At 71.5% G+C, this 11,142-nt stretch carries 13 protein-coding genes; 7 read left to right on the forward strand and 6 right to left on the reverse strand.

Annotated features, from left to right (window positions below; all coding sequences use genetic code 11):
• Nucleotides 1–42 precede the first annotated feature (42 nt).
• Together A4W93_RS17735 and A4W93_RS17740 are read left to right on the forward strand one after the other, a co-directional pair.
• On the forward strand, nucleotides 43–621 hold the full coding sequence (locus A4W93_RS17735; protein ID WP_085751868.1) for a TetR/AcrR family transcriptional regulator: 579 nt from the start codon (nucleotides 43–45) through the stop codon (nucleotides 619–621).
• A 63-nt stretch (nucleotides 622–684) separates the two neighbouring features.
• Nucleotides 685–1,413 carry an SDR family oxidoreductase gene (locus A4W93_RS17740; RefSeq protein ID WP_085751869.1) on the forward strand — a complete coding sequence of 243 codons (729 nt, stop codon included), beginning with the start codon at nucleotides 685–687 and terminating at the stop codon, nucleotides 1,411–1,413.
• Here A4W93_RS17740 and A4W93_RS17745 read toward each other — a convergent pair.
• Nucleotides 1,401–2,297: a LysR family transcriptional regulator gene (locus A4W93_RS17745; RefSeq protein WP_085751870.1), complete on the reverse strand. Its 897-nt coding sequence runs from the start codon at nucleotides 2,295–2,297 to the stop codon at nucleotides 1,401–1,403. The genes A4W93_RS17740 and A4W93_RS17745 overlap by 13 nt on opposite strands.
• A gap of 107 nt (nucleotides 2,298–2,404) precedes the next feature.
• Between A4W93_RS17745 and A4W93_RS17750 the strand changes: the two genes are divergently transcribed.
• The gene (locus A4W93_RS17750) at nucleotides 2,405–3,574 is read left to right on the forward strand and encodes an SMP-30/gluconolactonase/LRE family protein (protein WP_085751871.1); all 1,170 of its coding nucleotides are present in this window, start codon (nucleotides 2,405–2,407) and stop codon (nucleotides 3,572–3,574) included.
• A gap of 13 nt (nucleotides 3,575–3,587) precedes the next feature.
• On the opposite strand, the gene A4W93_RS17755 is transcribed toward A4W93_RS17750, so the two are convergent.
• Nucleotides 3,588–4,658, reverse strand: a complete 1,071-nt coding sequence (locus A4W93_RS17755; protein WP_085751872.1) for a class I SAM-dependent methyltransferase — start codon at nucleotides 4,656–4,658, stop codon at nucleotides 3,588–3,590.
• 32 nt (nucleotides 4,659–4,690) lie between these two features.
• Complete coding sequence (locus tag A4W93_RS17760) at nucleotides 4,691–4,888, reverse strand: hypothetical protein (protein WP_085751873.1); 198 nt, start codon at nucleotides 4,886–4,888, stop codon at nucleotides 4,691–4,693.
• Between the two features lie 124 nt (nucleotides 4,889–5,012).
• Between A4W93_RS17760 and A4W93_RS17765 the strand changes: the two genes are divergently transcribed.
• The 4 genes from A4W93_RS17765 (at nucleotide 5,013) to A4W93_RS17775 (ending at nucleotide 8,061) form a co-directional block, all read left to right on the forward strand.
• Entirely contained in the window at nucleotides 5,013–6,047 is a 1,035-nt protein-coding gene (locus A4W93_RS17765; protein WP_085751874.1) for a GlxA family transcriptional regulator, read from the forward strand.
• Nucleotides 6,048–6,082: 35 nt separating this feature from the next.
• Nucleotides 6,083–7,210 carry a DNA alkylation repair protein gene (locus A4W93_RS17770; protein WP_085751875.1) on the forward strand — a complete coding sequence of 376 codons (1,128 nt, stop codon included), beginning with the start codon at nucleotides 6,083–6,085 and terminating at the stop codon, nucleotides 7,208–7,210.
• Nucleotides 7,211–7,288: 78 nt separating this feature from the next.
• Entirely contained in the window at nucleotides 7,289–7,438 is a 150-nt protein-coding gene (locus A4W93_RS29715; protein ID WP_157131685.1) for a hypothetical protein, read from the forward strand.
• Between the two features lie 47 nt (nucleotides 7,439–7,485).
• Nucleotides 7,486–8,061, forward strand: coding sequence for a histidine phosphatase family protein (locus A4W93_RS17775; RefSeq protein ID WP_085751876.1), 576 nt, complete (start codon nucleotides 7,486–7,488; stop codon nucleotides 8,059–8,061).
• Between the two features lie 97 nt (nucleotides 8,062–8,158).
• Here A4W93_RS17775 and A4W93_RS17780 read toward each other — a convergent pair whose 3' ends face one another.
• From A4W93_RS17780 to A4W93_RS17790, 3 genes are all read right to left on the reverse strand, one after another.
• Nucleotides 8,159–8,695 (reverse strand): hypothetical protein, encoded by a 537-nt coding sequence (locus A4W93_RS17780; protein ID WP_085751877.1) that lies wholly within the window; start codon nucleotides 8,693–8,695, stop codon nucleotides 8,159–8,161.
• Nucleotides 8,692–9,135, reverse strand: coding sequence for a hypothetical protein (locus A4W93_RS17785; protein ID WP_237357565.1), 444 nt, complete (start codon nucleotides 9,133–9,135; stop codon nucleotides 8,692–8,694). The genes A4W93_RS17780 and A4W93_RS17785 overlap by 4 nt, the downstream gene beginning before the upstream one ends.
• Nucleotides 9,136–9,284: 149 nt before the next feature.
• Complete coding sequence (locus A4W93_RS17790; protein WP_085751878.1) at nucleotides 9,285–11,105, reverse strand: sensor domain-containing diguanylate cyclase; 1,821 nt, start codon at nucleotides 11,103–11,105, stop codon at nucleotides 9,285–9,287.
• Nucleotides 11,106–11,142: the final 37 nt, after the last annotated feature.

An 11,142-nucleotide genomic window follows, 5' to 3' on the forward strand; every position in this document is an offset into this window, starting at 1 on the left:
ACGATTCCAGATCGATCGTTCCAGATATGCTAAAGTGCCGCCATGGCACGCACCAAGGAATTCGATCGCGACGTGGCGCTGAACCAGGCCATCGCCACGTTCGCGCAGCACGGTTACGACGGCACGTCGATGGAGGCGCTGCTCTCGGCGATGAACATCCGCCGGCAGAGCCTCTACGACACGTTCGGGGACAAGTGGCGCCTCTACCTCGAGGCCCTGCAGCGCTACTCGTCGGACAGCATCGGCGCGCAGCTCGTGGCGCTCGAGCGCGCGCCCACCGGCGAGGCGGGCCTCGAGGCGCTGCTCGAACACGCCATCCAGCGCGCCCTCGCCGATCCCGAGCCGGCGTGCCTGGGCGTCGCGGCCATCTGCGAGTTCGGGCGCAGCGAGGCCGAGATCGTGACCCTCACCGAGGCCATGGGCCGGCTGCTGACGGGCGCCGTCGAACGCCGTGTGGCGGAGGCCGTCGCATCGGGGGCCTTCGCCAAGGACCTCGATGTCGCTACCGCCGGGCCTTTCATCCTGTCCACGCTCACCGGTCTCAAGGTGGCCGCGCGCCAGGGCGCGTCCGCCGACCTGCTGCGCGCCATCGCCCGCATGGCGCTGCGGAGTTTTCGCTGAGGGGTGTGCCCGCCCCTTTTTCTCGTCAATTCTGGATCATTCATTCCAGTAAAGGAGTTTTCCATGTCCCTGCCTCTCGCCCATCGCCGCGCGGTCGTCACCGGTGGTTCCCGCGGCATCGGCGCCGCCATCGTGCGCCGCCTCGTCGCCGACGGTGCCCAGGTCGTCTTCACCTACGCCGCATCCGCGGAGCGGGCGCACGCCCTGGCCGCCGAACTCGACGGCCGCGCCATCGCCGTGCAGGCCGACAGCGGCGACCCGGCCGCGCTGCGCGCCGCGATCTCGCGGGCCGCCGAACAGCTCGGCGGCATCGACATCCTCGTCAACAGCGCCGGCATCCTCAAGGGCGGCGACGTGGCCACCTACCCGCAGGCCGACTTCGACCGCATGCTCGACGTCAACGTGCGCGCGGTGTTCGTCGGCATCCAGGCCGCCCTCGCCCACATGGGCCCGGGCGGCCGCATCGTCACGATCGGCAGCATGGTGGGCGACGTCGTGCGCTTCCCCGGCAGCTCGGTCTATGCACTGACCAAGGGCGCGGTCGCGTCGTTCACGCGCGGCCTGGCCCACGACCTGGGCCCCCGCGGCATCACGGTCAACAACGTGCAGCCCGGGCCCACCGTCACGGAGATCGTCTCTCCCGACGTGCACGAGATGATCCGCCCGATGGTGCCCATCGGGCGCCTGGGCCACGACCGCGAGATCGGCGCGCTGGTGGCCTGGCTGTGCCGCGAGGAAGCCGCGTTCGTGACCGGCGCGTCGATCACCGCCGACGGCGGCTACTCGGCCTGACGCGCGCCGAACCAGTCCCGCAGGAAGGCCACGCAGGCCGTGACCTTCCGGGGAGCGAACCGGCGTTCCGGGTAGACGGCGTACAGCACCAGCGGCGGCCGCTCCACCCCTGGGAACAGCTCGACGAGCGCGCCCGTTCCGATCTCGGGCCGCGCCACGAAACCCGGCAGCACCGCGATGCCGAGGTCGGCCAGCACCAGCCGTTTCAGGAACACCGTGTTGTTGGCGCGGCCCTTCGGGGTCACGGCCACGTGGGTCTGGCCCTCGAAGCGCAGCGGCCAGCGCGCACCGGCCGTCGCGTAGGCGTACGCGAAGCAGTCGTGGCGGGCCAGCTCCGCGGGCGATGACGGGTGCCCCCGCCGTTCGAGGTACGCCGGCGTGGCGCACACGTGCAGCGGGAAGCTCGCGATGCGCTGGGCCGTGTAGCTCGAGTCCTTCGGGTCCGTGGTGGCCCGCAGGCCGAGGTCGAAGCCCTCGCTGAGCAGGTCGACGTGGCGGTCGCCGAGTTCGACGTCGAGTTCGATGCGCGGGTGGACCGCGGCGAAGGCAGCCAGCGCGTCTCCCAGGTCGGTGAGGCCGAGCGCCATCGGCGCGTTGATGCGCAGCCGGCCGGCCGCCTCGGACACCCCGCCACCCGCCTCCGCATCCGCCTCGTCGACGGCACCGAGGATGCCCTTGCACCGCTCGAGGTACCGCACGCCCACGTCGGTCAGCGAGACGCGCCGCGTGGTGCGGTGGATCAGCTTCGCGCCCAGCGAGGCCTCCAGTTCGGCCAGCGCCTTGCTGGCCGCCGACGCGGAGATCCCGAGTTCGGCCGCCGCGGCGGTGAAGCTCTGCAGTTCGGCGAGGCGGACGAACAGTCGGAGGGTGTGGATGCGGTCCATGCGGGGTCGATTCTTTCCTTGGCGTGGATTGTCATCGCACGCGCGGCGTCTTTTTCCGCGGGGCGCGGCTCCCTATCGTGACGGCCATCGCTTCTTCATTCGTCACCATGAAACTCAGACTGCTTCCCTGGCTGGCCGCTGCCTCGATGGCCCTCGCTGCAACCGCCCATGCCCAGCCCGCCTTCGAACGCTGGCGTGCGTACACCGGCGTGACCTGGCACACCGACGGCACCGCGCCCTTCTCCGGCTCCGTCACCGCCCCCATCGCCGGCCTGCACTTCGACGCCGCCGGCCAGGCCTACGTGAGCACGCCGCGCGTGCTGTCGGCCGGTTCCCCCGCCACCCTCAGCCGCCTCGACACGTCCCGCACCGAAGGCCCGGCACGCCTGACCGCGTTCCCGTCGACGCAAGGCAACGACGTGGCCGCCGACCCGGCGACGTCGCTGCGCTCCGTGCTCGGTTTCCACGTCGACCACCGCAACGGCTGGCTGTGGGCGCTGGACATGGGCTGGGTCGCCGGCGAGAAGGAAGCACCCGCGGGCGCACAGAAGCTCGCCGTGTACGACCTGCGCTCCGGCCGCCTGCTCAAGCACATCGGCCTCGACGGCGTGGCCGACCGCGCCGGAAGCTTCCTCAACGACGTGGTGGTCGACGAGGTGCGACGCGTGGCCTACGTCTCCGACAGCGGCCTGCGCAGCGCGCCCGACAACCGGGTGGGCATCCTCGTCGTGGACTACGCGACGGGCACCGCGCGCCGCGTGCTCGACGGCCATCCGTCGGTGCAGGTGGAACCGGGCGTGAAGGTGACCGTGCGCGGCGCCGAGGTGTGGCCGGGCAACCCGCTGCGCCTGGGCATCAACGGCATCGGCCTCTCGCCCGACGGCGCGACGCTGTACTGGACCGTCACCACCGGCACGCGCCTCCATGCCTTGCCGACGCGGCTGCTGCGCGACCCCGAGGTGTCCGCCCCCACGCTGGCCGCCGCGGTGCGGGACCTGGGCGCTGTCGGCGGCAACACCGACGGCATCGTGACCGACGCACGGGGCCGCCTCTACATCACCGACGTCACCCGCAACGGCATCGCCTCGTTCGACCCGAAGGCGAAGCGCCTGACGCTGCTGGCGAACGACGACCGCGTCCACTGGCCCGACACCCCGGCCATCGGCCCCGGCGGCGACCTCTACGTCACCGCCAGCGCGCTGAACGACCACTTCGCCGGGGCCGTGCGCGCGGGCAGCGAACGCTACGAGATCTGGCGCCTGCGGCTGCCCCGCTGATCCCCTCGGGCCCTCATCGCCGCACCTCGAACACCTGGTTGAACGGGGACGTGGCGACGGACCGGAAGTGCGAGAAGCCTGCCTTGCGGAAGACCTCGGCCAGGCGCTTCGGACCGGCCTGCGCGCCGAGCACCATCCGGCCCCCTTCGGAGATCGCGTGCGCGCAGCACATGACGGCCGACCCCGCGTAGTACAGCTGCCCCACCGGGGACAGGTTGTCCTCCAGGTGGTCGTGCGCGAAGGGCTCGACCAGCATCACCGTGCCGCCCGGGGCCAGCACCTCGGCGGCACGCCGCGCGGCGGCCACGGGGTCGCCCAGGTCGTGCAGCGTGTCGAAGAAGCAGACGAGGCCGTAGCCCTGGTCGGGCAGGTCGACGGCCCGCGCCACCGAAAACGACGTGCGCCCCGCCACGCCCGCGGCCGAGGCGTTCCGCCCGGCGGCCTCGACCGACGCCGCGTGGGTGTCGATGCCGTGGAAGCGCGAGTTCGGGAACGCTTCGGCCATCATCACCGTGGTGTGGCCGTGGCCGCAGCCGACGTCGGCTACCGAGATGCCGGCCTCGAGCCGGGCCATCACCCCGTCGAGCGCTGGCAGCCACTGCGGCACGAGGCTCGCCCGGTAGCCGTTGCGGTAGAACGCGGCGACGCCGCACGCGAGGCGCGCATCGTGGTCGCCCCAGGCCACGCCGCGGCCCGTGCGAAACGCCTCGAGGGCCTTCGGCTCGTCGGCCCACATCGCGGCCGGCACGTTCCACGCGGGCGGGATGAAGGCCGCGCTCTCCTCGTCGGCCAGCACCAGCGCGTGTTCGGGCGACAGCTCGTAGGTGTCGCTGGCCGCGTGATACCCGAGGTAGCCGCCCGCGGCCTGAGAGTTCAGCCACTCGCGCACGTAACGCTCGGCGCAGCCGGCGCGGCCCGCGACCTCGCGCGCGCTGAGCGGCCCGGCGCCGTGCAGCGCGCGGTACAGGCCCAGCTTGTGGCCGAGGCTGACCATCACGCCGGTGTAGGCGGCGGTCACGTCGGCGATGGTGCGCATCGCGAAGGCTTCGACCTTGTCCGGGTCGATGAGGGTGGAGGTGTCCATGGGAATGTTCCTTTCGAAGGGGGTCGGGGAAGTCAGCGGTGCGGGGTGCCGGGTGACGGCGCCACGCAGGCCGGCGGGCTACGCGCGGCGCCGCGGGTGTCGTCGTGCACCGCCGCGAAGTTCGTGGCGGACAGCGTGATCGCGGCCCGCGCCAGCGCCGCGGCGCTCACCGCACGCACGACGAACGATCGCCGCGGAGGATTGAGAAAGAACGGGAAGAAGGAGGTCATGGCTTAGGATTCCTTGCCTGCGTGGAAGCGGTTGAAGGTGCCGCCATGGTCGCGGGCCGGGCCGTTCCGGGGCAGTGCCGGAATCGCCCGGAAACGGTCCGTTCATGCCACGAGGATTCCCGCCATGCCCAGCGCCCCGCCCGCCTCCGGTCCCGCGCCGCGCCACGTCGCGCTGGTCGCGATCCCCGATGCCGTGGTGTCCACCCTTGCCGGCATCTATGACGCGATGACGGTGCGCGTCGGCCAACCGGGCATTGCCGCGCGCTCGCCGTTCCACGTCGAGATCGTCGGCGAGGCCACCGGCTCCATCGACCTCGCGAGCGGCCTCGCCTTCCCGGTCCAGCGCGCCATCGACACGCTGGCCGCCACCGACATCGTCATCGTCCCGTCGGTGCTGCTGCGCGACCCGGGCTGGGCGCTCGGCCGCTACCCGCGCCTCGTCGACTGGTTGCGCCGCATGCACGCGGGCGGTGCCGTGCTCTGCTCGGCCTGCTCGGGCGTCTTCCTGCTTGCCGAGACCGGCCTGTTCGACGGCCGCGACGCCACCGTGCACTACGCCTACGCCCGCGCGTTCTCGGCGGTGCACCCGGACGTCGTGGTCCATCCCGAACGTGTGCTCGTCATCTCGGGCCAGCGCGAGGACCTCGTCAGCTCCGGCGCCTCGACGACGTGGCACGACATGGTGCTGTACCTGATCGCGCGGTTCGCCGGCGCCACCGACGCGCAGGAGGTGGCACGGATGCTCGCGCTGCAGTGGCACCAGGACGGCCTCACGCCGTACATGACGTTCGAGGGCGCACGCGACCACGGCGACGCCGAGATCGAAGGCGCGCAGCGCTGGCTCGGCACGCACTTCTCGGTGGCGAACCCGGTGGACGAGATGATCAAGCGGTCGGCGCTGGCCGAGCGCACGTTCAAGCGCCGCTTCACCGCGGCCACCGGCCTCACCCCCATCGACTATGTGCAGCGGCTGCGCGTGGAGGACGCCAAGCGCCGCCTCGAACGCACCGACGCGTCGGTGGACGAGATCAGCTGGCGCGTGGGCTACGAGGACGCGGCGTTCTTCCGCCGGCTGTTCAAGCGCACGACCGGCCTGCCGCCCGGGGCGTACCGCAGGCGTTTCCGCATCCCCGACTTCGCCAGGCCGGACGGCCCCTGACAACCCCTGTCACCGGCCTGCCGCATGATGCCGGCATGGACCCCACACCCGCCCCCGCCCTAAAGGACGGCTTCGCCCAGGCCACGGTCGACTGGACCGCACGCACCGTGGCCGCCGCCCACCCCGCATTCGACACGAAACGCTTCCGCCAGATCGTGCGCGCCGGCTTCGATGACCTGAGCCTGATGGCCCGCGTGCGCCGCGTGGCCGAAGCGCTGGCCGCCACGCTGCCGGCCGACTTCGCGCAGGCCGATGCCGTCGTCGAACGGGCCCTCGGCGAGCCGCCGGAGGAATGGATCGAGGGCGAAGGCATCTCCGCCTTCCGGCTCGCGCCGTTCCTCGAATGGGTGTCCATCGCCGGGCTCGCCACCCCGGCCCTCGCATTGCCGGCCCTCGCGAGCCTCACGCGCCACTTCACCGCCGAGTTCGCGATCCGCCCGTTCCTCGCCGACCACCTCGACCTGACCTTCGAGCACGTCGCCCGCTGGGTGACCGACGGCGACGCCCGCGTGCGGCGCCTCGCGAGCGAAGGCACGCGGCCGCTGCTGCCCTGGGGCCGGCACGTGGCCGCGTTGAAGTCGCACCCCGAACGTGCCCTCGCGCTGATCGAGCCGCTCGCGGCCGATGCGTCCGAGGTCGTGCGCCGTTCGGCCGCGAACCACCTGAACGACGTCAGCCGCCTCGACCCCGACCTCGCGCTGGCCCACGCGGCTCGCTGGGCCCGCGGCCACGGCGAGGCCGGCCGCGGCGCGGTGCGGCACGCGGTGCGCACGCTCGTCAAGAAGGGCCACCCGGAGGCGCTGAAGCTGCTCGGCTTCGACGTGCACGCCACGGTGGGCCTGCGCCGGCTGCGCCTGAGCGCGAAGGCCGTGCCCATCGGCGGCGACCTCGAACTGACGGCCGACCTGCACGCCGAAGGCGACGCCCCGGTGACCGCGTGCGTGGACTTCGCCGTGCGCTACGCGAGCGCCCGCGGCGCCGAGCGCTGGAAGGTGTTCAAGGGCACCACCGTGACCATCGCACCGGGCGAGACCTGCCCCGTGCGCTTTCGCCGCGACTTCGTGCCGCGCACGACCCGGGTGCTGTATCCCGGCCCGCACGCGGTGCACGTCAGGGTCAACGGCGTGACCGTGGGCGAGAAGGCGTTCGAACTCGTCGCCTGACGCCACGGCGCAATTCCTCCGCGGCCACTCGGTCTTGCCTCGGGGTATGCTCGACGTTTTCACTCGAAAGGATCGAACATGGCACTCGCCAAGAAGAAACGCGTCGGCAAGCGAACCATCGCCGCCACCCAGGTGCGCAAGACCGCGAGCGGCCGCAAGCGCCGCAAGGCCGACGGCACCCAGCCGCGCAAGGTGGTGTTCCCGAACCCGGCACCGGCCGCGGCCTGAGCCTTCAGGCCGGCAGGGCATCGCCCTGCCGAATGAACGAGCCTGTGATGCGGGGCCTCGCCTTGCGAGCGCTGTGGCTGCTGGCCGCCTGGCTGGCGCCGGCCCTGGCCCACGCCGCCGACGAGGCGGTGTGGCGGCTGCTGCAGGGCGGTGGCCAGGTGGTGCTGATCCGCCATGCCCTCACCACTCCCGGCGTCGGTGACCCGGAGGGCATGACCCTCTCGGACTGCACGACCCAGCGCAACCTGAGCGACCAGGGTCGTGCCCATGCACGCACGCTGGGCGACGCACTGCGCACGCGCAGGGTGCCGGTGGGTGAGGTGCTCTCGAGTCCGTGGTGCCGCTGCATCGAGACCTCGAAGCTCGTGCTGGGCCGCGACCCGGTGATCGAACCCTCGCTCGGCAACCTGTTCGGACGCCCCGAGCGCTCGGATGCACAGGTGGCGGACCTCCGCCCGCGGGTGTCGCGCCAGCCCGCCGAGGGCAACACGGTGATGTTCTCGCACGGCTCCACGATCCTCGCGCTGACGGGCGTTTCGCCGGACACGTCGGAGATGGTGGTGCTGACGCCGTCGGGCGATGGACGCTTCGCACTGGCCGGGCGACTGCGCGTGCGGCCGTGAGGTCGCGCGGAACGCGTTCGAGGGCACTCCGCCAATGAGAACGGGCGCCGCGGCGCCCGTTCTTTCCGATGGCCCGCCTGCGGTCAGGCGGCCCGGGTCAGAGGTTCTGCTTGGAGACCGCCGACAGCCCCTGCGAGATGTTCTCGCGGATCGAGCGCTCGATCGCCATCTTCGCCCGCTCGGTGCCCACGAAGGCTTCGCCCGCGCCGGCCGTGCCCTGGCTCTTGATGACTTCCTGCCAGGCGGCGCTGCCATCGGCGCGCTTGAGGGCCCAGGCCATCTCCGTCTTGCAGGTGAACGACGCCCCGAAGCTGGGCATGTCGAGCGACATCAGCGTCACGGTCAGCTGATAGTCCGCGCCGGCACCCTGGATCACCTTCGAGAACGTCTTGTTCTTCTCGATGGCGGCCGTCACGGCATCGGCCATCGCGGCGTCCGTCGCCACGCCCTTGCCACCGGTGGCGGTGACCGACGTGGTCTTCGGCGACTGCTTGGCGGTCACGATGGTGTCCGGGGTCATCGAGGCCGGGGTGGACGGCGCGACGGCACAGCCGGTCATCAACGCGGCCGTGCAAGCGAAGAGGGCCACCAGGCCGCGGGAGACGAGGTTGTTCATGGTCGACAGGGGCTTCATTTCTTGGCGTTCTGGATGTTGGTCAGGACTTCGTCGACCATTTCCTCGGGCGACTTGCGGGTCAGCGACGTGTGCAGCGAGTTGCCGGTGGCCAGGGGGAAGTTGGCCGGGTCACGCACCGTGATGGTCAGCTCGATCATGTACATCGTGATGTCCCACATCCACTTGTCGATGTAGGTCACCACGGCATCGCTCTTGTACGGCGGCGTCTGTTCGGCGCCGCCCTCGACCTGGTAGCCGCGCTTGGCCAGGTCCTTCTTGATCAACTCGTCGATGCCACGGCCGTCTTGCGGCGCCTTGACCACGTAGACGGACTTGACCTTCGTCAGATCGGCATCCGGCATCAGGGTCGCGGTGGCGCGGTTGACGGCGCAGCCGGTGGTCGCCGCCAGCGTCGCGCAGGCGAAAGCCAGCGACAGCAGTCGCTTCAAGTTCAGCATCTTTCCTCCTCCCCGTTTTGAGGGATTTTTATGACCGGCACGTCGCCGGCGTCGGGGATTGTATGAAGGAAGCCCGAGCCGGCAAGGGGGTGAGCCCGAGAGAGCGAGCAACACGTCACAGTCACCTCTGCAGGGTGACCGGCGAGCGGTCACCCCACGCAGGTCTTGTTCTTCCCGGTGCGCTTGGCTTCGTAGAGCGCCTCGTCGGCCCGCTCGAGCGCCACCTCGATGCGCTCGCCCACGCGGTAGGCCGTCACGCCCGCCGAGAAGGTGACGAACACCTGCTTGGACTCGTGCATGAACAGGCTGCCGGTCAGCGAACGCTGCAGGCGGGTGAGGATCTGTTCGCCCTCGTCGAGCGGGGTGTCGGGCAGCAGCACGACGAACTCCTCGCCACCGTAGCGCGCGACGAGGTCGGTGGGGCGCAGGGCCTTGCTGACGGCGGCGGCGAGCGACTTCAGGGCCATGTCGCCGGCCGCGTGGCCCAGGTCGTCGTTCAGGCGCTTGAAGTTGTCGACGTCGAGCAGGCCGATGGACAGCGGCGCGCCCGAGCGTTCGAGGCGCGCGCGTTCGGCGTCGAACGCCTGCATCAGGCCACGCCGGTTGGCGATCTGCGTGAGCTGGTCGGTGGAGACCTCCTGCGAGAGGCGGCGCAGTTCGGTCTCGAGTTCCACCACCCGCTCGGACAGGCCGGTGGCCCGCGCATGTTCGTACTGCAGTCGACCCTGGGCCTGCTGCACGAGGGTCTGCACGGTGCGGCTCTCGGAGACCATCTCACGCACCACACCCGCCAGGCTCTCCAGCGAGTCGGCCTTCTCGATCACGCCGGCGTACTTGCCGAGGCTCTCATGGAAGCGGCCGGTCTGCGAGCCCAGTTCGCCCAGCTCGCTGAGCATCTGGTTGATGAGCGCCTTCAGCGCGTCGCGGGCCTGGCCGCGCTCCACGCGCAGCGCCTGCTGGCGTTCGCGGGTGTTGTCGAGCATCTCGCTCACCGAGCGGATGCTGCGCGCGGTGAGGCCGAACTCGATCTCCTGCGACATCGCGTCGACCTGGCCCTGCGCCCAGCTGTCATCCTCGGCGAGTTCGGCGAGGCTCGACGTGAGCTGCTTGCACAGGCCCGAGAGCTGGTCGATCAGGTGGTGGCGGTGCTGCAGCACGCGGTTGGCGCGGGCGCACAGCTGGTCCATCGCATCGGACTGCGCGGGCGTGGGGCCCTGCTCGAAGATGCGGCCGGTGAGCTGCAGCAGTTCCTCGGACAGTTCGATGCTGGGCGAAGGCGGGGGTGGCAGGGCCTGCAGCACGCTGCCGCCGAGGCTGCCGACGAGGCGCTGCCAGATGGGCGCGGTGTCGTCGGCGACCACGTCTCGGCCGAGGTGGATGGGTTCGAACGCCGGCGCGTCGAGCTGCGACGGCACGGTACGCGGGTGGTCGTCGAGCGGGGCGGCGTCGGTCTCGACGTTCTCGTCGGGCGTGTCGGTCTCCCAGCCGATCACCAGCTGGCCGAGGCGCTGCTGCAGCCGGCGCGGGTCGCTGCGGGTGCTCGACAGCACGCGGGCGAGGCTGTCCTTCTTGCGGGCGCTGGTCCACTGGCGGCCGCCCTGCTGGACACCGCGCACGATGCGGTCGATCAGGTCGGCGAGCGCCCCCCCCTGCTGCGCCAGGCCGGGCTGCTGGCCCACGAGGCGTTCGGCGTCCTCCCACAGCCCGTGCTGCAGGGCGTTCTTGAGTTCGCCGCGGGTCTCGGCCTCGCTCGCGGGCAGGGCCCGGGCGAGCAGCGCGTCGATCGCCGGCAAGGCTGCGACGGGCAGCACGGCCGGGGCGGCGCCGCCGGCTTCCAGCTGGTAGGCCCGGGCGTAGTTCTCGGGGGTGGGTTCGAGCTTCTCGAGGGCCAGGCGGCGCAACGCGGCCTTGGCCAGTTGCGGGGCATCGGGTTGTGCGGCTCGCGGGGAGGCTGCGCGGGTCGAGTCCATCGGGGCGGGAGGTGTCGCAGGAGCGCGCTTTCGCGCG

This window comes from Piscinibacter gummiphilus, from assembly GCF_002116905.1.
Lineage (GTDB): Bacteria > Pseudomonadota > Gammaproteobacteria > Burkholderiales > Burkholderiaceae_C > Rhizobacter > Rhizobacter gummiphilus.

Excerpts from the sequence above, each read along its gene's own strand:
- A4W93_RS17735 (WP_085751868.1), top strand. The coding sequence starts at position 43 with ATGGCACGCACCAAGGAATTCGATCGCGACGTGGCGCTGAACCAGGCC.
- A4W93_RS17740 (WP_085751869.1), top strand. The coding sequence starts at position 685 with ATGTCCCTGCCTCTCGCCCATCGCCGCGCGGTCGTCACCGGTGGTTCC.
- A4W93_RS17745 (WP_085751870.1), bottom strand. The coding sequence starts at position 2,297 with ATGGACCGCATCCACACCCTCCGACTGTTCGTCCGCCTCGCCGAACTG.
- A4W93_RS17750 (WP_085751871.1), top strand. The coding sequence starts at position 2,405 with ATGAAACTCAGACTGCTTCCCTGGCTGGCCGCTGCCTCGATGGCCCTC.
- A4W93_RS17755 (WP_085751872.1), bottom strand. The coding sequence starts at position 4,658 with ATGGACACCTCCACCCTCATCGACCCGGACAAGGTCGAAGCCTTCGCG.
- A4W93_RS17760 (WP_085751873.1), bottom strand. The coding sequence starts at position 4,888 with ATGACCTCCTTCTTCCCGTTCTTTCTCAATCCTCCGCGGCGATCGTTC.
- A4W93_RS17765 (WP_085751874.1), top strand. The coding sequence starts at position 5,013 with ATGCCCAGCGCCCCGCCCGCCTCCGGTCCCGCGCCGCGCCACGTCGCG.
- A4W93_RS17770 (WP_085751875.1), top strand. The coding sequence starts at position 6,083 with ATGGACCCCACACCCGCCCCCGCCCTAAAGGACGGCTTCGCCCAGGCC.
- A4W93_RS29715 (WP_157131685.1), top strand. The coding sequence starts at position 7,289 with ATGGCACTCGCCAAGAAGAAACGCGTCGGCAAGCGAACCATCGCCGCC.
- A4W93_RS17775 (WP_085751876.1), top strand. The coding sequence starts at position 7,486 with ATGCGGGGCCTCGCCTTGCGAGCGCTGTGGCTGCTGGCCGCCTGGCTG.
- A4W93_RS17780 (WP_085751877.1), bottom strand. The coding sequence starts at position 8,695 with ATGAAGCCCCTGTCGACCATGAACAACCTCGTCTCCCGCGGCCTGGTG.
- A4W93_RS17785 (WP_237357565.1), bottom strand. The coding sequence starts at position 9,135 with ATGCTGAACTTGAAGCGACTGCTGTCGCTGGCTTTCGCCTGCGCGACG.
- A4W93_RS17790 (WP_085751878.1), bottom strand. The coding sequence starts at position 11,105 with ATGGACTCGACCCGCGCAGCCTCCCCGCGAGCCGCACAACCCGATGCC.